Annotated in this window: 14 protein-coding genes and 2 pseudogenes; 6 read left to right on the plus strand and 10 right to left on the minus strand. The window is 71.7% G+C overall.

What is annotated here, in order from left to right; all coding sequences use genetic code 11:
* Positions 1-29 precede the first annotated feature (29 nt).
* The gene (locus QA861_RS05430) at positions 30-1229 is read left to right on the plus strand and encodes a GTP-binding protein (RefSeq protein WP_334587066.1); all 1200 of its coding nucleotides are present in this window, start codon (positions 30-32) and stop codon (positions 1227-1229) included.
* A 209-nt stretch (positions 1230-1438) separates the two neighbouring features.
* Positions 1439-2563 carry a mechanosensitive ion channel family protein gene (locus tag QA861_RS05435; protein ID WP_334587067.1) on the plus strand — a complete coding sequence of 375 codons (1125 nt, stop codon included), beginning with the start codon at positions 1439-1441 and terminating at the stop codon, positions 2561-2563.
* Between the two features lie 65 nt (positions 2564-2628).
* On the opposite strand, the pseudogene QA861_RS05440 reads toward QA861_RS05435, so the two are convergent.
* Positions 2629-3175 (minus strand): annotated as a pseudogene (locus QA861_RS05440) (M1 family peptidase); the annotation flags it as partial.
* 120 nt (positions 3176-3295) lie between these two features.
* Between QA861_RS05440 and QA861_RS05445 the strand changes: the two are divergent.
* Positions 3296-5515, plus strand: coding sequence for an NADP-dependent isocitrate dehydrogenase (locus QA861_RS05445; RefSeq protein WP_334587068.1), 2220 nt, complete (start codon positions 3296-3298; stop codon positions 5513-5515).
* A gap of 177 nt (positions 5516-5692) precedes the next feature.
* Here QA861_RS05445 and QA861_RS05450 read toward each other — a convergent pair whose 3' ends face one another.
* Genes QA861_RS05450 through QA861_RS05460 form a run of 3 tightly spaced genes read right to left on the minus strand, consistent with a single transcriptional unit; the run spans position 5693 to position 8351 of the window.
* Positions 5693-6226, minus strand: a complete 534-nt coding sequence (locus QA861_RS05450) for a hypothetical protein (RefSeq protein ID WP_334587069.1) — start codon at positions 6224-6226, stop codon at positions 5693-5695.
* Positions 6223-6867 (minus strand): RNA polymerase sigma factor, encoded by a 645-nt coding sequence (locus QA861_RS05455; RefSeq protein ID WP_334587070.1) that lies wholly within the window; start codon positions 6865-6867, stop codon positions 6223-6225. Before QA861_RS05455 ends, QA861_RS05450 begins: the two co-directional genes overlap by 4 nt.
* 41 nt (positions 6868-6908) lie before the next feature.
* Entirely contained in the window at positions 6909-8351 is a 1443-nt protein-coding gene (locus QA861_RS05460) for a S8/S53 family peptidase (RefSeq protein ID WP_334587071.1), read from the minus strand.
* 215 nt (positions 8352-8566) lie between these two features.
* On the opposite strand from QA861_RS05460, the gene QA861_RS05465 reads away from it, so the two are divergent.
* Positions 8567-11134, plus strand: a complete 2568-nt coding sequence (locus tag QA861_RS05465) for a CHAT domain-containing protein (protein WP_334590458.1) — start codon at positions 8567-8569, stop codon at positions 11132-11134.
* Between the two features lie 569 nt (positions 11135-11703).
* Here QA861_RS05465 and QA861_RS05470 read toward each other — a convergent pair.
* Positions 11704-13551: a LuxR family transcriptional regulator AbsR2 gene (locus QA861_RS05470; protein ID WP_334587072.1), complete on the minus strand. Its 1848-nt coding sequence runs from the start codon at positions 13549-13551 to the stop codon at positions 11704-11706.
* 95 nt (positions 13552-13646) lie between these two features.
* On the opposite strand from QA861_RS05470, the gene absR1 reads away from it, so the two are divergent.
* A complete protein-coding gene (gene absR1 / locus QA861_RS05475) occupies positions 13647-14732 on the plus strand; it encodes a beta-glucuronidase AbsR1 (protein ID WP_334587073.1) in 1086 nt (361 codons plus the stop codon).
* A 133-nt stretch (positions 14733-14865) separates the two neighbouring features.
* Here the strand turns inward: absR1 and QA861_RS05480 are convergent.
* The 5 genes and pseudogenes from QA861_RS05480 to QA861_RS05495 all read right to left on the minus strand — a co-directional run bounded on the left by QA861_RS05480 (position 14866) and on the right by QA861_RS05495 (position 18830).
* Positions 14866-16276, minus strand: a pseudogene (locus QA861_RS05480) (NtaA/DmoA family FMN-dependent monooxygenase).
* Positions 16263-17504, minus strand: coding sequence for an LLM class flavin-dependent oxidoreductase (locus tag QA861_RS05485; protein ID WP_334587076.1), 1242 nt, complete (start codon positions 17502-17504; stop codon positions 16263-16265). The pseudogene QA861_RS05480 and the gene QA861_RS05485 overlap by 14 nt, the downstream one beginning before the upstream one ends.
* A 46-nt stretch (positions 17505-17550) precedes the next feature.
* Positions 17551-17703: a putative leader peptide gene (locus QA861_RS47005; protein ID WP_443041447.1), complete on the minus strand. Its 153-nt coding sequence runs from the start codon at positions 17701-17703 to the stop codon at positions 17551-17553.
* A 37-nt stretch (positions 17704-17740) separates the two neighbouring features.
* Positions 17741-18616, minus strand: coding sequence for a glutathione S-transferase C-terminal domain-containing protein (locus QA861_RS05490; protein ID WP_334587077.1), 876 nt, complete (start codon positions 18614-18616; stop codon positions 17741-17743).
* A gap of 91 nt (positions 18617-18707) precedes the next feature.
* Complete coding sequence (locus QA861_RS05495; protein WP_334587078.1) at positions 18708-18830, minus strand: hypothetical protein; 123 nt, start codon at positions 18828-18830, stop codon at positions 18708-18710.
* Between the two features lie 207 nt (positions 18831-19037).
* Here QA861_RS05495 and QA861_RS05500 point away from each other — a divergent pair, with 207 nt between their 5' ends.
* On the plus strand, positions 19038-20177 hold the full coding sequence (locus QA861_RS05500) for an acyl-CoA dehydrogenase family protein (protein ID WP_334587079.1): 1140 nt from the start codon (positions 19038-19040) through the stop codon (positions 20175-20177).
* The last annotated feature ends 33 nt before the right edge of the window (positions 20178-20210 follow it).

Genomic DNA, 20210 nt, shown 5'->3' on the forward strand with positions numbered 1-20210 from the left:
TGGTTTCCAATAAGCTAGCGTGCGGACGCATGCCCACCACTTCTCCCGACCCCCGTCTGCCCGTGACCGTGCTCTCCGGCTTCCTCGGTGCCGGAAAGACGACGCTGCTCAACCACGTTCTCGGCAACCGGCAGGGCCTGCGGGTCGCGGTCATCGTGAACGACATGAGCGAGATCAACATCGACGCGTCCCTCGTCCGGGACGGCGGCTCCCTCTCCCGTACGGAGGAGCGGCTGGTGGAGATGACCAACGGCTGCATCTGCTGCACCCTCCGGGACGACCTTCTGGAGGAGGTCGAGAAGCTGGCGCGTGCGGGCCGCTTCGACTATCTGCTCATCGAAAGCTCCGGAATTTCAGAACCCATGCCCGTGGCCGCCACCTTCGCCTTCGCCCGCGACGACGGTGCGAGCCTGCTGGACGTCTCCCGCCTCGACACCATGGTCACGGTCGTCAACGCGGTGAACTTCCTGCCGGAGCTGGATCGCGGCGACGACCTGCTGGAGCGCGGGATCACCCCGGTCGAGGGCGACGAGCGCACGGTGAGCGATCTCCTCATCGACCAGATCGAGTTCGCCGACGTCATCCTCCTCAACAAGACCGATCTTGTCCCCGAGGAGGAGGCCGACCGTCTGGAGGCGACCCTGCGGCGCCTCAACCCGGCCGCCCGCGTCCACCGCACCGTCCACGGCACGATCGACCCCGCCGAACTCCTCGGCACGGGCCTGTTCGACCTGGAGAAGGCCGAGCAGGCGCCGGGCTGGGTGGCCGAGTTGAACGGCGACCATGTGCCGGAGACGGAGGAGTACGGCATCTCCTCGCTCGTGCTGCGCGACCCGCGCCCCTTCCATCCCGGCCGCCTCTGGGACCTGCTCACCGGCCCGCTCGACGCGGGCGACTACGGCCAGGTACTGCGCTCCAAGGGCTTCTTCACCCTCGCCTCCCGCCCCGGCACCACGGGCCTGTGGTCCCAGGCCGGCTCGGTGGCCCGCTTCGAGCCGATCGCGACGGGTGACACCTCGGGTGACGAACCCCCCGTACAGGGACAGGAGTTGGTGTTCATCGGCACCGACCTGCGCCGCCAGACACTGCGACTGGCGCTGTCACGCTGCCTGTTGACGGAGGAGGAACTGGCCACGGGCGCAGCTGACTTGGCGCACATGGCGTACGAGGACCCCTTCCCCGCATGGGAGGTGTACCCGGCGGACGTCTGCGATGCGCTCCCCGTCTGAGCTGCTCATTGGCGGGTTTGCCACTGCTCGGTGACGATCGGTCGGCCGGATGCGGCAGGATGAGCGGTCGCCGGACGTCGTACAGACGTCCGTGGATTGATCGCACATCCAGAACTTTTCGCACATTCGAACAGGTGGCAAGTGACGAGACTTCACATCCGGCCGTCGGTGGCGCGGGGCGCCGCGGAACCACTCCTCGGAGGTGAGCGGTGAAGCGCGAACTCACCGTGGACGATCTGGTCGTCGCGGGCATCGCCCTCGCCGTGGGCCTGCTGGCGGCCTTCCTGCTGCGTATGCTGCTGCGCTGGCTGGGCAGACACGCGGACCGCACCCGCTGGAGCGGGGACGACGTCATCGTGGACGCGCTGCGCACGGTGGTGCCGTGGTCGGCGTTCACCGGGGGTGCGGCGGCAGCGGCCGCCGCGCTGCCGCTGACGAGGACGGTCGGGCACAACGTCAACCAGACGCTGACCGTGCTGCTGATCGCCGTCACCACGCTGACGACCGCGAGAGTGGTCAGCACGCTGGTGCGGACCGTCACCCAGTCCCGGTCGGCGGTGGCCGGCTCGGCGACGATCTTCGTCAACATCATCAGGGTCGTCATCCTCGCCCTGGGCTTCCTGGTCGTGCTGCAGACGCTGGGCGTCTCCATAGCGCCGATGCTCACCGCCCTGGGGGTCGGTGGTCTCGCCGTCGCGCTCGCCCTCCAGGACACCCTGGCGAACCTCTTCGCGGGCATCCACATCCTCGCGTCGAAGACCGTCCAGCCCGGTGACTACATCAAGCTGAGCAGCGGCGAGGAAGGATACGTCGTCGACATCAACTGGCGACAGACGACGGTCCGCCAGCTCTCCAACAACCTGGTCATCATCCCGAACGGGCAGCTCGCCGGGACCAACATGACCAACTTCAACCGTCCCGAGCAGATGCTGACGATCCTGGTCCAGGTCGGCGTCGCCTACGACAGCGACCTGGAGCAGGTCGAGCGGGTCACCTGCGAGGTCGTGACCGAGGTGATGACGGAGATCACCGGCGCCGTCCCGGAGCACGAGCCGCTGGTGCGGTTCCACACCTTCGGCGACTCGCGGATCGGCTTCACGGTGATCCTGGGGGTCGGCGAGTTCAGCGACCAGTTCCGGATCAAGCACGAGTTCATCAAACGCCTGCACCGGCGTTACCGGGCGGAGGGCATCAGCATCCCGGCGCCCGCGCGGACGGTCGCCCTGCAGCAGGGCGCGGTGGTCATTCCGCAGCAGCGCGGCGGCCACGGCGAACCCGACCTCGGGTTCGGCCTGGAGCAGGGCGGACCGGCGTCCGCCCTGCTCGACAGATGAGACACACGTCTCAGCCGTCAGGCTCGGAGCTCAGCGATCAGAGATCAGGAACCAGAGATCAGGGCTCAGAGGGTCGCTGAGTTGTCGTGCTGGCCGGCCGTACGGTTCTTCGGCGCGAGCAGCGACGTGGACACCGGGGTGACCGTCCGGTCCGGGTGCCCGGGCATCCGCGGTGTCGTCGTGCCGTACAGCCGGTCCCGCAGGAAGCCGAAGAGGTCCTGGCCGGCGATCTCGGAGGCGACCGAGATGTAGTTCTCGGTCGTCGCCGAGGCGCCCCGGTATCGGTCGAGGAACGTGCGCTCGATCGAGCTGAAGGGTGGCCCCGCCGACGAACTCGCACAGCGCGTAGAGGACGAGGACGCCGCCCACGTAGCGCCGGCTGTCGGAGAGGTCGGCCTCGCTGGGGGCCGCGACAGGCCCGGAGGTGCGGCGCCACTGGGCGCCGCGCGCGTACGTGTCCTTCATACGCGCCTCCATGGTGGTCAGGCCGAGGGAGTCGGTCCAGCCGCGCTCGTGGCGGTAGAGCAGTCCGTAGATGTCGGCGTGGTCCGCGTCGAGCCAGAGGTCGGCCCAGGTGCCGGAGCTGACGCTGGTGCCGCAGCAGGAGTGGACACCACAAGATCGGCGAAGTCGGTCGCATCGCTGTCCCGAACAGATCCCGAGCGACTTCCGCACCGGGCTCTGAGATATCTTGATGTCGAGCAATGTTGCAGACGTGGAGCGGAGCACCCGGTGACTGACTCGACCATCATCTACACGCACACTGACGAGGCGCCCGCACTGGCGACGCACTCGTTCCTGCCCGTGATCCAGGCGTACGCCTCGCAGGCCGGGGTGAACGTCGAGACCCGGGACATCTCGCTGGCCGGGCGCATCATCGCCGTCTTCCCGGAGTTCCTGGAGGAGGGCCAGCGCATCGCGGACGCCCTCTCCGAGCTCGGTGAGCTGGCGAAGACGCCCGAGGCGAACATCATCAAGCTGCCGAACGTGTCGGCGTCGATCCCGCAGCTCAAGGCGGCCGTCGCCGAGCTGCAGAGCCAGGGCTACGCGCTGCCGGACTACCCGGACGACCCGAAGTCGGACGAGGAGCGCGACATCCGCGCCCGGTACGACAAGATCAAGGGTTCCGCCGTGAACCCGGTGCTGCGCGAGGGCAACTCCGACCGCCGCGCCCCCGCCTCGGTGAAGAACTACGCCAAGACCCACCCGCACCGCATGGGCGCCTGGACCTCCGAGTCCAAGACCAACGTGGCGACGATGGGGGAGAACGACTTCCGCTCCACCGAGAAGTCCGTGGTGATCTCCGAGGCCGGTTCGCTGCGTATCGAGCTGGTGGGCGAGGACGGCTCGACCAGCGTCCTGCGCGAGTCGGTACCCGTCCTCGCGGACGAGGTCGTCGACGCCTCCGTGTTGCACGTCGCCGCGCTGCGCGAGTTCCTCACCGCGCAGATCGCCCGCGCCAAGGCGGAGGGCGTGCTGTTCTCCGTGCACCTCAAGGCCACGATGATGAAGGTCTCGGACCCGATCATCTTCGGCCACGTCGTGCGCGCCTTCTTCCCGAAGACGTTCGCCCGGTACGGCGAGACCCTCGCCGCGGCCGGCCTGTCCCCCAACGACGGTCTCGGCGGCATCTACAAGGGCCTGGAGGCGTTGCCCGAGGGTGCCGAGATCAAGGCGTCCTTCGACGCCGAGCTGGCCGAGGGCCCGGCGCTCGCCATGGTCGACTCCGACAAGGGCATCACCAACCTGCACGTCCCGTCCGACGTCATCGTCGACGCCTCGATGCCGGCCATGATCCGCACCTCCGGCCACATGTGGGGCCCGGACGGCCAGGAGGACGACACCCTCGCGGTCCTGCCGGACTCCTCGTACGCCGGTGTCTACCAGGTCGCGATCGACGACTGCCGCGCCAACGGCGCCTACGACCCGTCGACCATGGGCTCGGTCCCGAACGTCGGTCTGATGGCGCAGAAGGCCGAGGAGTACGGCAGCCACGACAAGACCTTCGAGATCCCGGCCGCCGGCACGGTCCGCCTCGTCGACCAGGCCGGCAACGTGGTGATCGAGCAGCCCGTCGCCGCCGGTGACATCTTCCGCGCCTGCCAGACCAAGGACGCCCCGATCAGGGACTGGGTGAAGCTGGCCGTCACCCGCGCCCGCGCCACCGGCGACCCGGCGGTGTTCTGGCTGGACGAGACCCGCGCGCACGACGCCAACCTGATCGCCAAGGTCAACGCGTACCTGCCGGAGCACGACACCGAGGGTCTGGACATCCGTGTCCTGAACCCGGTCGAGGCGACGAAGCTGTCGGTGGAGCGCATCCGGCGCGGCGAGAACACGATCTCCGTCACCGGCAACGTGCTGCGCGACTACCTGACCGACCTGTTCCCGATCCTGGAGCTGGGCACCAGCGCCAAGATGCTGTCGGTCGTCCCGCTGATGGCGGGCGGCGGCCTGTTCGAGACGGGCGCCGGCGGCTCCGCCCCGAAGCACGTCCAGCAGCTCGTCAAGGAGGACTACCTGCGCTGGGACAGCCTGGGTGAGTTCTTCGCGCTGGCGGCCAGCTTCGAGCACCTCGCCACGACCACGGGCAACGCGCGCGCCCAGGTCCTCGCCGACACCCTCGACCGCGCGACGGCGACCTTCCTCAACGAGGACAAGTCGCCGACCCGCCGTGTCGGCGGCATCGACAACCGTGGCAGCCACTTCTTCCTGTCCCTGTACTGGGCGCAGGAGCTGGCGGCGCAGACGGCGGACGCGGAGCTGGCGAAGGCGTTCGCCTCGTTCGCCGAGTCGCTCACCGCGAACGCGGAGACGATCGTCGCCGAGCTGATCGCGGTCCAGGGCAAGCCGGCGGACATCGGCGGGTACTACCAGCCGAACGTGGAGAAGGCGAAGGCGGTCATGCGTCCGTCGACCACGTGGAACTCGACGTTGGCGACTCTCGTATAAGGCGGGTTGTCGGCTGCCGGCCAGTGGGGCTGGTCGCGCCCCGCGGCGGAGCCGCTGACCGACACAGACCCGCGCCCCTTAAGGGGCGCGAATCCGCACCCGAGTCCAAGAAGCACCGATCGGCCCCGGGACCCTCGTCCCGGGGCCGATCGTCATGACGGCCCTGCCTGCCTCGGGTCAGACGCGCAGCCACTCCGTCGTGACGATCTCCGCGGCCGTCCGCAGCCGGAGCGCGAAGGGGCCGGTGACGTGCAGGTCGCTGGTGAAGCGGCCCATCCCGTCTGCGGTGAGGGTGGGTGGCGAGGCGAGCTGCGGTCCGCTCAGCACCTCGATCCTGGCCTCCTGCGGCGGCAGCACCTGGCCCATCAGACCGTGTGCGCTCACCTCGATGTCGACCGTCAGTTCGTCCGTGTGGAAGGTCAGCATGCGGGGCGGGTCCATGGCGCCTCTGACGGGGAGGCCGTGGACGAGCGAGTCGAAGGTCAGCTCCGCCAGTCGGGTGTCGAGCGAGTACAGGGCGTACGCCTCGACCGCCGTCTGCTGGAGCTGCGCCGGGACCGGATCCATGACGGCGGCCGCCTGGCGCAGTGTCTCCTCCAGCAGGTCGTTGTCCAGCGAGTCGTCGCCCTCGAACTCCGGCAGGTCGTCGGCGCTGTCGTCGAAGCCCTCGGGGTCCTGGGGCAGACCGGCGCCGTCGTGTGCGTTGTTCACAGCACCCCCCGGGCGGCCAGTCGTACCCGCAGTCGGCGCAGGCAGCGCTGGCGCAGGGGGCCGATGCTGCCGACGGCGATACCGAGGCCGGCGGAGATCTCCTGGTAGCTCGGTGGTGGCGTGGACATCAGGATGCGCAGCAACTGCCTGCAGCGGGCGCCGAGTTCCTCGAACTCCTGCCACAGCCTCCGGACGCGCTCCGCCTCGGCGGAGGCCTCCTCGGACTGGATCACCCACTGTTCGGGCGTACGGTCGTCGCTGATCCGGTCGAGCAGCTGGGCGTCGTCCGTCGGTGTCATCCGGTGGCTGCTCTTGATGACCTTGAGGCACTCGTGCCGGGCGGTGCTGGCGAGCCAGGAGCCCGCCTTCTCCGGTTCCCGGATCCGGCCCAGGTGCTGGGCGAAGCGGAACCAGACGGTCGAGTACACCTCGTGCGCGTCGGCGTCGGAAAGCCGGTGGGCGCGCGCCACCGACCACACCAACGGGCTCAGCCCCTCAACCAGTGCCTTCCAGCCCGCCGCGTCGCCGTCGACGGCGGACTGGACCAGCGCGCCGACCGCAGCTCGGTCCACGTCCCCACCCCTCGTGTACGGCCAGTCATCGTACGCCGTGGAAGGGGGTGCTCCACTCGTCCTACGCATGGTCCTCACTCGATTTGTCCTTGTACGGAGGCGTGTTGACCTCATGGGGCGGAGGGCATGTTCACGACCGGCACCGGGCTCCAGGTGGGCGGGATCAGCGCGGGTACGACGGCGCCCCGGACCTCGGCGAACTCGGTGTTCGCCGCGAGGAGTTGCTGCCGGGCGACGCGCGGGTCGGCCTCCTTGTGGGCGGTCATGTGCGCGGCGATCATCGCGGCGACCACCGGGGTGGCGAACGAGGTGCCGCTCCACTGGGCGAACCCCTCGAACATCACCTGATCCGGGGGGCCCGAGGCGGTCCCGGTGTCCCCCGAGAGCACGCCGAGGTGCTCGGGGGACTGACAGGTGCAGGCATAGGTGAAGTGGTGGCGGCAGGTGGCGTACGTGCTGTGCTGGTAGATGTACGGCACCGGTGTCTCGAAGCCGGTGAGGGCGCCCGTGAGACGCTCGCCGGGGGCGTAGACCTTCACCCACGCGCCGTGGTTGCTGAAGCAGGCGCCGAACTCGCCGTCGCTGCGCAGGGCGCCGACGGAGATCACGGACTGGGCGTACTCGGGCTTGTCGGCGTAGGCGGCGGGCCAGAAGGGGGTGGCGCTGGCGTTGTTGCCGGCGGCGGCGACCAGCAGGGTGCGGGGCTGCTCGCGCAGGGCCTCCATGAACGCGGTGAGGCCGAGCAGGCCTTCCGTGCTGCCGTTCGACGTGCCGGCGGAGAGGCTGATGATGGGGGGCCAGCCGTCGCGCTCGACGGCCTCGAAGAGTTTGTCGCCGAACTCGGACTCCAGGATCGCGCCGGCGTCGTTGAGGGTGTTGCGGGAGACGATGTTCGTGTTGGGGGCGACGGCCGCGACGAGCCCCGAGATGAACGTGCCGTGCCCCGCGTACTGCTGGAGCACGCCGTTCGCGTCGCACTCGTCGAGCTGGGTGTCGCCCTGGACGTGGGCCATGGCCGCGTAGGACGCGTAGTCGTTCATGAGACCGGTGTCGATCACCAGGACGCCGACGGCGCTGTCCTCGTCGTAACCGCTCTCCGCCACCGCCGGGTTGGGCCCCGCGGCGTACGGGACGGGCACGGGCTCGTCGCCGGGACAGGCGTTGACGCCGGCGATGTGCACCACGTGGTTACGGCTGACCAGGCGCCGCCCCGCGTTGCCCTCCGTCTCCCTGAGCGCGCGCAGCGCGCCCGCCACCGCGCGGTCGCCCTGCCGGCCGCCCTGGGCCGGGTCGCCGACGCGGATCCGGGTGATGCCCGACCGGTTGGTCTGTGGGCTCGCGCGACGCACGTCGTCGGCGGCGAAGCCGGCGAACGTGGTGAAGTGCGCGCGTACGGTGTCCTCGACGATCCGCGCCTCCTCGCCGTCGCGGGCCAGGACGACACCCTTCTCGTAGATGAACTCGGCGGCGTCGTCGGGCCCCATCGCCAGCTCGACGCCGGGCATGGAGCGCTGGATCTGGTCGAACTGCTCCTGGAAACGCTGAGGTGCCATGGAATGCCCTCCCCCTTGAACCGATCCCCTGTTGCCACAATGAAGAGCCGTTCGGGCGCCGCGTGATACAGGGGTCGCTGCACGTTTCTTGATACAGGGGTCGTTCAGCGATGGACAGCGAGTTATCCATGGCCAAACCTGTGTGACGCGGGGCGCGGAGCACTACCATCCGTTGGGTGACAGCGGGAAGCGACACGGTTCTCGAACTACTCCCGATGGTGTTCGCCCGCCCGAAGGACGCCCTCGCGCGCGCGGAGAACGTCCTCGGCAGCGACCCGACGCCGTTGCACGCATCCGTCGCCCATCAGGTGATCGGTCTGTGGCAACGGGACTTCGGCGACATGCGCGTCGCCCTGCGCCATCTGCGGCGCGCCCGCGATCTCGCGGCGGACGCCGGGTCGGCGGAGCGTGAGGCGGACGTCCTCGGCACTCTCGGCGTGGCGCTGGTCCACGCGGGCCGTACCCGGCAGGGTCTGGAGGCCTTCGAGCAGGGCGTCGACCGGGGTACGGGCCATACACGCGCGCGCGTGCTGTACCGACGGGCGTACGCCTGGTGGGTACTGGGGCATCATCGCGAGGCCCTGGAGGACGTACGGCGGGCCATTCCCGTGCTGCGGCAGGCGGACGACACCATCTGGACGGCGCGGGCGCTGACGCTGCGCGCGACCGTGCATCTGGCGCTCGGCCGACCCGAGCGGGCCGACGCCGACTTCACGGCCGCCGAGCAGATGTGGGACACCACAGGCCAGGAGCACGACAAGGCCGACGTCGTCGAGAGCCGCGCGCTGGCCGCCTACCGGGCCGGGGACATTCCGGCGGCGCTGCGCCTGTTCGACGAGGCGGCGGAGCGGTACGACCGGTTGGGCACGCCGATCTTCGTGTTCTACATCCGGCGTTGCGAGGTGCTGATGGCGGCCGGGCTGGTGCCGGAGGCGGTCGCGGAGGCCGACGCGGCGCTCTCCGTGCTCGACGGCATCGGCGGGCAGAGCACCCGCAGGGCGGAGCTGCTGCTGACGGCCGCGAAGGCCGCCCGGCTCGCGGACGATCCGCACACCGCGATCGCCCGCGCGGCGGTGGCCGTACGTCTGTTCGCCGGGCAGCGGCGCAGCTGGTGGGAGGCGCACGCCCGGCTGGTGCTGCTGGAGGCGCGGGTCGCCACGGGGCGGACCTCGGGCCGACTCGTCGCGGACGCGGCGGCGGTGGCCGACCGGCTCGCCGCCTTCGGGTCGCCGGCCGCGCCCGAGGCGTCGCTGCTCGCGGGCCGGATCGCGCTCGCGCTGGGCTGGACCGAGGACGCGGAGAAGCATCTGAGGGTGGCCGCCCGCAGCCGGCGCGTCGGTCCGCCGCTGGCCCGGATGACGGGCTGGGCGGCGCAGGCGCTGCGCGCGGAGGCGGCCGGGTCGGGGCGCGGCGTGCTGGAGGCATGCCGGCGCGGGCTCGCCGTCCTGGACGACCACCGGATGACGCTCGGCGCCTCGGAGCTGCGGGCGCGGGCCACGGCTCAGGGGGCCGAACTGGCCGCCATGGCACAGCGGGCGACCCTGGTGTCCGGGGGTCCCCGGCGGCTGCTGGTGTGGAGCGAGCGGTGGCGGGCCACGGTCCTGTCGGCGCCGCCCGCCCGGCCGCCCGACGACCCGGCGCTCGTGCGGAGCCTCACCGCCTTCCGGGAGATCGCCGCCCGCGCGGAGGAGGCCCGGATCGGCGGCCGCCCCGTACCCGCGCTGGAGCGTGAACAGCGGCGTCTGGAACGGGAGGTACGCTCCCGCACCCTTCACATCAGCGGCGAGTCCCCCGGCAGCGGGCGCAGCTTCGACCCCGGTCGGCTGCTCGAACACCTGGGCGGCGGTGGGCGGTTGATCGAGATCGCGGTCGTCGACGGCCGGGTGCAGATGCTGCTGTGCGGTGAGGGGCGGGTGCGCCGCTTCGAGGCGGGGCTGCTCGCGGACGCGGTGACGGAGGCGGAGCACGTCCAGGCCGGACTGCGGCGGCTCGCGCATCCGGGGGCGGAGGGCAGGCTGCCGGTCCTTGAGGCGTCGGGGCGCCGGCTTGAGGAGCTGCTGCTGGGCGCGGCCGTGCCGCATCTGGGCCGGGGCCCGGTGGTCGTGGTCCCGCCGGGGAGGCTGCACCGGGTTCCCTGGGCTCTGCTGCCGTCGCTGCGGGAGCGGGTGCTCAGTGTGTCCCCGTCGGCGAGCAGCTGGCTGCGCGCCCAGGAGACCGGGCCCCCGCCGGGCGGCCGGCATGTCCTTGTCCGGGGGCCGGGGCTGGCGAGCGGCGGGGCGGAGGTGCCCGACCTGGTCGACCGGTACGGCAGGCCGACGGTCCTCGAACACGAGGGCGCGCGGGTTCCGGCGGTGCTGGAGGCGCTGGACGGGGCCGCGCTGGCCCATATCGCGGCCCACGGCACCTTCCGGGCGGACAGTCCGCTCTTCTCGTCGCTTCGGATGGCCGACGGTCCGCTGATCGTGCACGACTTCGAACGCCTCGGCCGCAGCCCGTACCGGATCATCCTGTCCAGTTGCGACACCGGCCGCCTCGCGACCGTCGGCGCCGACGAACTCCTCGGTCTCGTCACGGCGTTGCTGCCGCTGGGCACGGCGGGCGTGGTGGCGAGCAGCGCGCCGGTCAACGACGCGGCCGTGGTCCCGCTGATGCTGGCCCTGCACAAAGGCCTCAGCGTGGGCCTCTCCCTCGCGGAAGCCCTGCGCGACGCCCGCGCCGCCCTGCCCGGGGACGCCACACACCAGGCGACGGGCTGGGCCTTCTCGGCGTTCGGCGCCGCCTGAGGCGGCTGCGGGGCTCGCGCCCCAGGACGGCGATCACGGGAGCTGCGCGCAGGGCATGGAGCCACTCGGCGAGTCGAACGGCCTCCGTGCCCGTGCGGAAGCGGCGGGCGCGCGGCACAGGGCACCGTCCGGGCCCCGCACGGCGACCACGCGAGCCGCGCGGAGAACGAGGTAACCCTCGGCCCGACGCACGGCTTCCGCCCACCCACCTGTCCGAGTGGGTGAGCCCACAGCAGCCACCACGCGAACCCGCGCCAGGCCCACAAGCGATCAACGCACCGAACCGCTTCCGTGCACGAAGCCACCCCCGGCCCGACGAACGACTTCCGCCCACCCGCCAGTTCCAATGGGTGAGCCCGCGACAGCCACCACACGAACCCGCGCCAGGCCCACAAGCGATCAACGCACCGAACCGCTTCCGTGCACGAAGCCACCCCCGGCCCGACGAACGACTTCCGCCCACCCGCCTGTCCGAGTGGGTAGGCCCGCGGCAGCCGCCGCCGGACGGGCATCACGCGAACCGGGCCTCCGGCCCGAAAGCTATCAGCGCACCGGCCCACCGACGGTGGTCACGCGGGCTGCGCGGTCGGGGTGTCCTCCAGGAGCCAGGGCAGGGCGGACCGGTCGCTCGCGCCGAGTCTGGTGTACGCGCTGTACAGGTGGTTTCCGACCGTGCGGATGGACAGGGTGAGGCGGTCCGCGATCTGGCGGTTGCTCAGGCCGGTCGCCGCCAAGGTGACGATCTGGCGCTGGCGCGCGGTGAGTTCGCCGAGGACGAGACCGGACAGCGCCGGGGTGCGGGCGCCCTGGCAGCGCCGGGCCAGGGTCATCGCACGGGAGCGGGACCTGCGTGCGGCGCGCGGGTCGCGGTGCGCCGGGACGGCCTGGGCGTGTGCCTCGGCCGCGAAGAGCAACAGGCCCCGGCGTTCGAGCAGTTCGGCGGCGCGGTCCAGCGCGGGGCCGTCCTGGCGGACGAGGGCGTCGGCGTGCCGGGCCAGGGGTTCGGCGCCCGCGCCGGGCAGTCGGGCGAGCCGGTCCGCGACCAGGTGCGGGGCCCCGAGGCGTACGGCGTCGTACAGGGCGTACGCCTCCCCCTCGCCGTCCTCGGGGTCCGTGACCGACTCCAGTGCCCCGGCGAGGTCGCCGTGCGCCGCCCGGAGCCACGGGGTCGCGGGCCCGGGGGACGCGGTCGCCGCCTCGCTCGACTGGGCTGCCGCCAGCGCCAGTTCCGTACGGCAGGACGGGTCGTCCGGGGCGCCTCGCAGGCCTTCCCGGGCCCAGAACTGTGCTTCGCGCAGTTCTCCGCGCAGTCGGGCGAAGCGGGCCCGGACGGTCGCGTAGCCGACCGGTACGGCGGGGTGCGGTCCCGTGTTCTCGGCCGTCAGCCAGTCCCCGACGGGGCCGGCCGGCTCCTGGACGTCGGTGCGTTCGATCCGGTAGGCCAGTTCGGCGCGCTCGGCCTCCAGGGCCGACACGCACTCGGCCGGCGTGCGGGACAGTCGCCCGGCCCGCAGCCGCCCGGCGCAGGCGCGCAGGACGGGGCCGTGCAGGGGGTGGGCGAGGCGGACGTCGGTCATGGTGTCGGCGCGGATCAGACCGTCGGCTTCGAGGCGTTCGAGGGCGTAGAGGTCCAGGTCGGCGAGGTCGAGCGAGAGCGGTTCGCTGAACGCCAGGCGTTCCAGGGCGTCCCGTTCCACGGCGCAGGCACGGTTCAGTGCCTGGCCGGCTCTCTCGCGTACGGCGGCGGTCACGGGAACCGGACCACGCCACATCAACTCATCTGATTCCAGGGCGAGTTCGCCGCGTTCGAGCACCGCGCCGATCAGGTCGCGCAGCAGCCGCAGGTCGCCCTGGCAGAGGTGGTGCAGACGGCGGGCGGTGAGCGGCTCGACCGGGCCGCCGGCGCCGGCCGCGACCAGCTGGGCGGTCTCCTCGCGGGGCAGCGGCTCAAGGGCGAGACGCGGCAGCACCTCGCCGGTCCACAACCGGGACACCGCACCGGGCGCCGTGGCGCCGTCCGTCGCCACCACGAGCAGCCGGGTACGTCCGTGCACCGCGAGCTGGTGGACCAGGGCGGCCGAGGAGTCGTCCAGCAGATGGGCGTCGTCGACCAGCAACGTCCGCACGCCTGACAGGAGTTGGACCGCGCGATGCAGGGTGACCGACTCCGGGAGGAGGTGAGCGAACGCGGCGAAGGGGATGTCCCGGGTCTCGGGCGTGCCACTCACCCTCGCGCAGTCGGTGCCCCTGACGGCCTCCGTGACCAGCCGGGTCTTGCCGTGTCCGGCCGGACCCGTCACCACGACGCCGCGCCGTTCGGCCGCCAGCGACCGGCGGACCAGCTCCAGTTCGTCGTCCCGGCCGGTGAACGGCCAGGGCATTTCCAGGGTCCTGGCATCCCGTTCGAAAGTCGTCACGTGAACAAGAGCGGGGCTACTCAGCTTTGATACAGGGCGACTTGAGTAGCCCCCGACTCAGGCGCCCGGGCGCCGTGGGCCGCAACCTGTTCCCCATGAACGCACGGTTCTGCTCACTCCCGCAGCAGCCGGCCCCCACGTTCGCACCGGGGTTGCCGGCCGAGCGGCTCGGTGCGCTCCTTTCGGGGCGTCAGATGTGGGTGAACGGCACCGTGCTCCACTACTACTTCTTCGACCGGGACAGCGACGGCTCGGTCATCCCCCTGCCGGGGACCGGGGAGACACGGTGGGAGTCATGGGTCGGCACCGAGGCGCAGCGCGACGTCGTCCGTGACTGCTTCCGGGAATGGCTCGACCTGGGGATCGGGCTGTCGTTCGTCGAGGTGCGCGACCGCTCGGAGGCCGAACTGCGCATCGGGTTCCAGACCGGTGACGGTTCGTACTCCACGATCGGGCGGGACGCACTCTCGGTGGGTCTGGGGCGGCGCACGATGAACTTCGGCTGGGATCTGACCGCGTCTGGGGAGCGCGCGACGGCCCTGCACGAGATCGGGCACGCCCTGGGCCTGCTCCACGAGCACCAGAACCCGTTCGCCGGCATCCACTGGGACGACGAGGCCCTGTACGACGACCTGGCGGGCCCGCCGAACTTCTGGGGCCGCGACAGGACGAACGTCAACATCCTGCGCAAGCTCGACCCGGACGAGGTGAACGGCTCCGTCTGGGACCCGCTGTCGATCATGCAGTACCCGTTCTCGGCGGGGCTGATCCTCGAACCGGAGCAGTTGCGCTCGGGGGTGCGGCCGCCGGGCACGCTCTCCCCGGCCGACAAGGAGTGCGTGCTGCGCTGGTATCCGCCGACGGGCTCGCGCGGGCCGGCCGAACTGGTGCCGTTCAGGTCGGCGCCCCTGCGCCTCGGCGCGGGTGAGCAGGCCGACTTCGGCGTCGCGCCGCCGGAGACCCGCGACTACACCGTGGGGACCTTCGGGGAGAGCGACACGGTCGTCGCGGTCTTCGAGGAGATCGACGGCGAGCCCCGTTATCTGTCCGCCGACGACGACGGCGGCACCCCGCACAACGCCCATGTGAGGGTCCGGCTCGTCAAGGGCCGCAACTACTTCGTCCGCGTACGCCTCTACTCCACCTGGGGATCGGGGGAAACGGCCGTCATGTGCTGGTGAAGCTGGGGGCAGAGACCAGCGCATGACGGCCGCCGCGAACGACACAGACCACCTTCGGGCACCCGGGGGAGCGGTCGAGGACGTCACCTTCATGGGGGAGGGTGACGTCCTCGACCACGCCATGCACGACGGTTCAGGACGCCGCCCGCTCCCCCGCCGCCTCGGCGTCGGGGTGGGCGAGGCCGAGCCGGTCGCGGAGGGTGGTGCCCTCGTACTCCGTGCGGAAGACGCCCCGCTCCTGGAGCAGTGGGACCACCGTGTCGGCGAAGCCGTCGAGGCCGCCCGGGGTGAGGTGCGGGACCAGGATGAAGCCGTCACTCGCGTCGGCCTGGACGAACTCGTCGATGGTCCGGGCGACCGTGGCCGGGGAGCCGACGAAGTTCTGGCGGTTGCCGGTCTCGATGACGAGGTCGCGGATGGACCAGTTGTTGGCCTCCGCGCGTTCGCGCCACTCGCGGGCGGTGGCCAGCGGGTCACGGTACATCCGCACCTGGGCCCGGCCCCGGGCGACAGTGTGTTCGCCGAGGTCGGGATCTATGTCGGGGAGCGGGCCGTCCGGGTCGTACGCGGACAGGTCCCGGTTCCAGACGAACTCCAGGTGCTTGATCGCGGTGGCGCCGCTGACCTGCAGTCGGCGCACCTCGCGGGCCAGTTCCTCCGCCTCGGTGTCCGTGTCACCGAGGACGAAGCTCGCGGCGGGCAGGATGAGCAACTGGTCGGCGCGGCGGCCGTGTCTGGCGAGACGGCTCTTGACGTCCGTGTAGAACTCCTGGCCCTCCTTGAGGGTGGCGTACCGGCTGAAGATCGCGTCGGCGGTCGACGCGGCGAACTCTCGGCCCTCGTCGGAGTCGCCCGCCTGGAAGATCACCGGGCGGCCCTGCGGGGACCGGGGAACGTTGAACCGGCCCTCGATGTCGAAGTGCCGGCCCGTGTGCGTGAAGGCGCCGGCCTTCGCGTCGCGCAGGAAGGTGCCGGTGTGCCGGTCGGCGAGGACTTCGTCGCCGTGCCAGGAGTCGAAGAGTTCACCGGCCGTCCGCAGGAACTCCTTCGCCCGTGAGTAGCGCTCGCTCTGCGGGAGGAAGCCACCGCGCCGGAAGTTCTCGCCGGTGAAGGCGTCCCAGGAGGTGACGACGTTCCAGGCGGCGCGGCCGTCGGACAGGTGGTCGAGGCTGGCGAACTGGCGGGCCACCTCGTAGGGCTCGTTGAAGGTGGAGTTGATGGTGCCGGTGAGGCCGAGGTGTTCGGTGACGGCGGCGAGGGCGGCCAGGACGGTGAAGGTGTCGGGCCGTCCGACGACATCCAAGTCGTAGATCTTTCCGCCCTGTTCACGTAGTCGCAGTCCCTCGGCGAGGAACAGGAAGTCGAACTTGGCGCGTTCGGCTGTCTGTGCGAAGTGGACGAAGGAGCTGAACTCGATATGGCTGCCGGCCCGCGGGTCGCTCCACACGGTGGTGTTGTTGACGCCGGGGAAGTGCGCGGCCAGGTGGATCTGCTTCAGCGGCTTGCTCATGGTCGTGACGTCCTTCCGGCTCAGGCGCCGACAGCGGCGGTGGCCGCGGCTGTGGTGGCGTAGCGGTTGGCGGGGCGGTCGAGGCCCAGCAGTCCGCGCAGGGTGTCGGCCTCGTACGCCTGCCGGAAGACACCCCGGCGCTGGAGTTCGGGGACCAGTCGCCGGGTGATCGCCGGGAGGTCGTGCCCGGCGACGGCGGGCCGCAGCCGGAAGCCGGACAGGCCGGTCGACGCCAACTCCTGGAGCAGGTCGGCGAGTTGTGCGGGCGTACCCGTGAAGATCGGGGCGTCGCCGGCGTACTCGTACCCGGCGAGGGCGTCCAGACGCTCCCGGCGGGCCGCGGCCTGGGCGGGATCGTCGTCGAGGAAGACGAGCAAGTCACCGAATATGTGCAGGAGTTCACCGTCCCGGCCGGCCACCGTCTGCTCGGTGCGGATCTCCTCGACGACGGCGCGGGCCTGCCCGGTGTCGAACGGCGTGACGTACCCGATGTCCGCCGAGCGGGCCACCAGCCGGTACGGGACGGTGTCATGGGCCAGCGCGGTGACCACCGGCTGGCCCTGCGGCGGGCGAGGGGTGATCGACGGGCCCTTGACGCTGAAGTGCGGGCTCTCGAAGTCGATGTAGTGCAGCTTCTCGCGGTCGACGAAGCGTCCGGTGACGGTGTCACGGATCTCGGCGTCGTCCTCCCAGCTGTCCCAGAGCCGGCGCACGACCTCGACGTAGTCGGCGGCCTCGTCGAAGAGGGCGGCCACGGACTCCCAGGCCCGTGGGTCGTTCAGCGGGTCGATGTGCGGTATCGGGCGGCGGCCGAAGTGGGCGGCCTCGTTCGGGCGGGCGGTGATCTGTACGCGCACGCCCGCGCGGCCGTTGCTCACGTAGTCGAGAGTGGCGATCGCCTTGGAGAGGTGGAACGGCTCGGTGTGGGTGACGACGGCGGTCGGGACGATGCCGATGTGCCGGGTGAGCGGGGCGACGCGGGCCGCGATCAGGACCGCGTCGAGACGGCCCCGGACCTGGTCGGTGCGCTCGTCCGGTTCGACGGGGTGCGAGGACTGGAGACCGAGGCCGTCCTCGATGGTCACGAGGTCGAGCAGCCCGCGCTCGGCCTCGGCGACCTGGTCGGCCCAGTAGCGGGCGGTGAACAACTCCTGGGGCCGGGCGCCGGGTTCGCGCCAGGCGGCCGGGTGCCAGCCGGCGCCGTCGAGGGCGACGGCGAGGTGGAGGGGGGCGGAGGGATCGGGCGAAGCTGCTGCGGACACGACGACATGCCTTCCTGATCGACCGTACGAAGGGGCGGGACAGCGGTCAGGAGCGACAGAGCGCGCCGGCCACGCGCAGGAGGTCGATGTGCCGCCGCGAGTACAGACTCGGGCGGCGGGCGATGGGCTTCGGCACGATGTGGTCAACAGCCCGGGCGAGGCCGCGTGTTCCGACTTTTTGTGTCGGCCGGATGAACACCGGCAGTGCCCCCGCGGGGGGGGTACGGACAGTCCGCCTATCCGGCGGAGCGTTCCGCGTAAGCCGCCCAGTCCAGAATCTGTACGGCGGCTCCCGCGGCCTCCGGTCCCCGGCAGTCGGCGTGGTGCCGGCGGGCGATGGCGTCGAGATCGAGGTGGGGCCCGAAGGCCGGGTGGGCGGCGAGGCGGCGGGCGTAGGCCCACAGGGCCGGATGATCGGCGACCCGGTGCACGGCGGCGGCGTCCAGATGCCAGCGGTGCACCGTGTCGAGGCGGACCAGGCCGACCCACAACTCCACGTCGGCGGCGGTCAGTTGCTCACCCAGCAGATACGGGTCCGCAGCGAGCCGGGCGTTCAGCGAGCCCAGGGTGCGCAGCAGGGAGGCGAGCGCGTCGGCGCGGTCGGCGTCCTCGGCGGCGGCGTCCCCGGCTCGCTGGGCGGTCCCGGCAGCGTCGAAGTGCCGGGCGCACAGCTGCTCGACGGCCTCGATCTCCGCGTCCAGGCCGCACGGGTACAGCGTCGGCCGGCCGGCGCCGAAGTGCCGGGACAGGTCGCGCAGGATGTCCGGGGTGTGCGTGCTGACGATCCGACCCGACCAGTCGTCGCTGAGCACCGGGGCCGTGGCGGCGCCGGAGTAGCGGTGCGCGCTCGCCTCGTACAGCGGGCGCAGTGCGGAGTGTCCGCCGCCGGGGGCGTCGGGCACGGCGGGCAGCTCGGTCACGGGACAGGCCGCGTCGAGGCCGAGCAGGCTGTGGGTCACGGCGATCCGCAGACAGTCCGGGTCGGCCGGGGACAGGTGGAGGCGGTATCGGCGCGGCACGGCGTAGTGGCCGCTGCGCGCGTCCCGGCCGAGCCGCCCGCGGAAGGCGGGGCCCGGGCGGGTGGAGATGGCGGCCAGTGGCGTGAGGGTCATGAGTCTCCCCAGAGTGTGGTGCGCAGACGTACGCGCGGCGGAAGGCGTAGTCGGGGGGCCGCCCGTGGTGGGGCGTGGTGGGCGGCCGGGCTCAGCGCAGGGGGCTGATGGCGCTGCGGACGCGCTGGAGATCGATGTACCGGCGGGAGGTCAGCAGCGGGGTCGGCCGGGGCGTGTGCACGGCCCCGATGGCGTTCGACTCCACGCGCGACATCTTTCCCTACCTTTTCACTAGGATTCCCATGGGGAGTGTCGATCGACTCGCGGCCCGCGTCAAGGGCGTCTCGTACGGCGGACGGCGCGGCCCCTCCGGTCTGAGACGTCTCCTCCCCCGAGGGGTCCTCGCGGTTGGCTCGTAAAGCTCGTGACGACGGAAGCGACGACGCCGGCTCCGTCCGAGGCCAAGGAAGCAGGGGACGACATGAGATTCCTGGAGCGCGAGCGCGCGGCCCTCACCAAGTTGCTGCCCGGCCTCGACGACGGGCTGCGGTCCCTGCCGCTGATGACGCTGGAGAGCCCGGCGAGTCCGGGCATCGGGCTGTTCAGGGAGTGCGGAGGGCCCGGGCTGCTGGCGCCGGCCGCCCTCCAGGGACGCGGCGCCACCGCGCTCGAAGCGGTACGGGTGCAGCGGGCCCTGGGCAGCCGCTCCCCCTCGCTGGCCGTGGCGACGACCATGCACCACTTCTCGATGGCCACGCTCGTCGGACTGAGCGAGTCCGGCGGGGGCGAGGGGCTGGAGTGGATGCTCGTCCAGGGTGTCGCGGCCGACAACCGGCTCATGGCGTCCGGCTTCGCGGAGGGCCGCACGGGCACCGGCATCCTCTCCCCCGCCATGTCCGCCACGGTGACCCCCGACGGCGTACGCATCTCCGGCGTGAAACGGCCGTGCAGTCTGGCCCGTTCCATGGACCTGCTCACCGCCAGCGTGATGGTGCCGTGCGAGAACGGCGAGGGCGAGGAGCTGGCCGTGGCCCTGGTGCCGGCCGAGTCGGAGGGCCTGAGCGTCAGCGGCTTCTGGGCGAGCGGTTTCCTCGCGGGCGCCGAGAGCGACCAGGTCACCCTGGACGACGTCCTCGTGCCACCGGAACTGCTGGTGCGCACCGCGTCCCCGGCCGGGTCCCGGCTCGACGAGGTGCAGGCCGCCGGGCTCGTCTGGTTCGAACTGCTGATGACCGGCAGCTATCTCGGTGCCGCGAGTGCCCTGGTGGAGCGGGCCCTGCGCAAGGACGGGGTACCGGAGGCCGAACGAGTGCGGCTGCTGGTGGAGACGGAGGGCGCGATGGCCGCCGTGGAGGGGCTGGCCCGACGGGTGGACGAAGGGATCCCGGACGAGTCCGCGCTCGCCGACTCCCTCTATGTCCGCTACACCGTGCAGGACGCGCTCGCCCGGATCGTCCCGCGCGCGGTGGAACTGCTCGGCGGGCTCGCCTTCATGGCCTCGGACGAGGTCGGCCATCTCGCCGCCTGCACCAACGGCCTCGCCCTGCATCCGCCGTCGAGGTCACGGATGACGGGCCCGCTGGCCGCCTATCTGGACGAGGCGCCCCTGACGGTCGCCTGAGGGACCCGCCCGTTCACGAGCTCCACGCGACCG

This window comes from Streptomyces sp. B21-083 (assembly GCF_036898825.1).
Classification (GTDB): Bacteria; Actinomycetota; Actinomycetes; order Streptomycetales; family Streptomycetaceae; genus Streptomyces.

Bases quoted from the DNA above. Each gene is read 5' to 3' on its own strand.
- QA861_RS05455 (WP_334587070.1), bottom strand. From the start codon at position 6,867: ATGCGTAGGACGAGTGGAGCACCCCCTTCCACGGCGTACGATGACTGG.
- QA861_RS05495 (WP_334587078.1), bottom strand. From the start codon at position 18,830: ATGTCGCGCGTGGAGTCGAACGCCATCGGGGCCGTGCACACGCCCCGG.
- QA861_RS05460 (WP_334587071.1), bottom strand. From the start codon at position 8,351: ATGGCACCTCAGCGTTTCCAGGAGCAGTTCGACCAGATCCAGCGCTCC.
- QA861_RS05430 (WP_334587066.1), top strand. From the start codon at position 30: ATGCCCACCACTTCTCCCGACCCCCGTCTGCCCGTGACCGTGCTCTCC.
- absR1 (WP_334587073.1), top strand. From the start codon at position 13,647: ATGAACGCACGGTTCTGCTCACTCCCGCAGCAGCCGGCCCCCACGTTC.
- QA861_RS05490 (WP_334587077.1), bottom strand. From the start codon at position 18,616: ATGACCCTCACGCCACTGGCCGCCATCTCCACCCGCCCGGGCCCCGCC.
- QA861_RS05465 (WP_334590458.1), top strand. From the start codon at position 8,567: ATGGTGTTCGCCCGCCCGAAGGACGCCCTCGCGCGCGCGGAGAACGTC.
- QA861_RS05500 (WP_334587079.1), top strand. From the start codon at position 19,038: ATGAGATTCCTGGAGCGCGAGCGCGCGGCCCTCACCAAGTTGCTGCCC.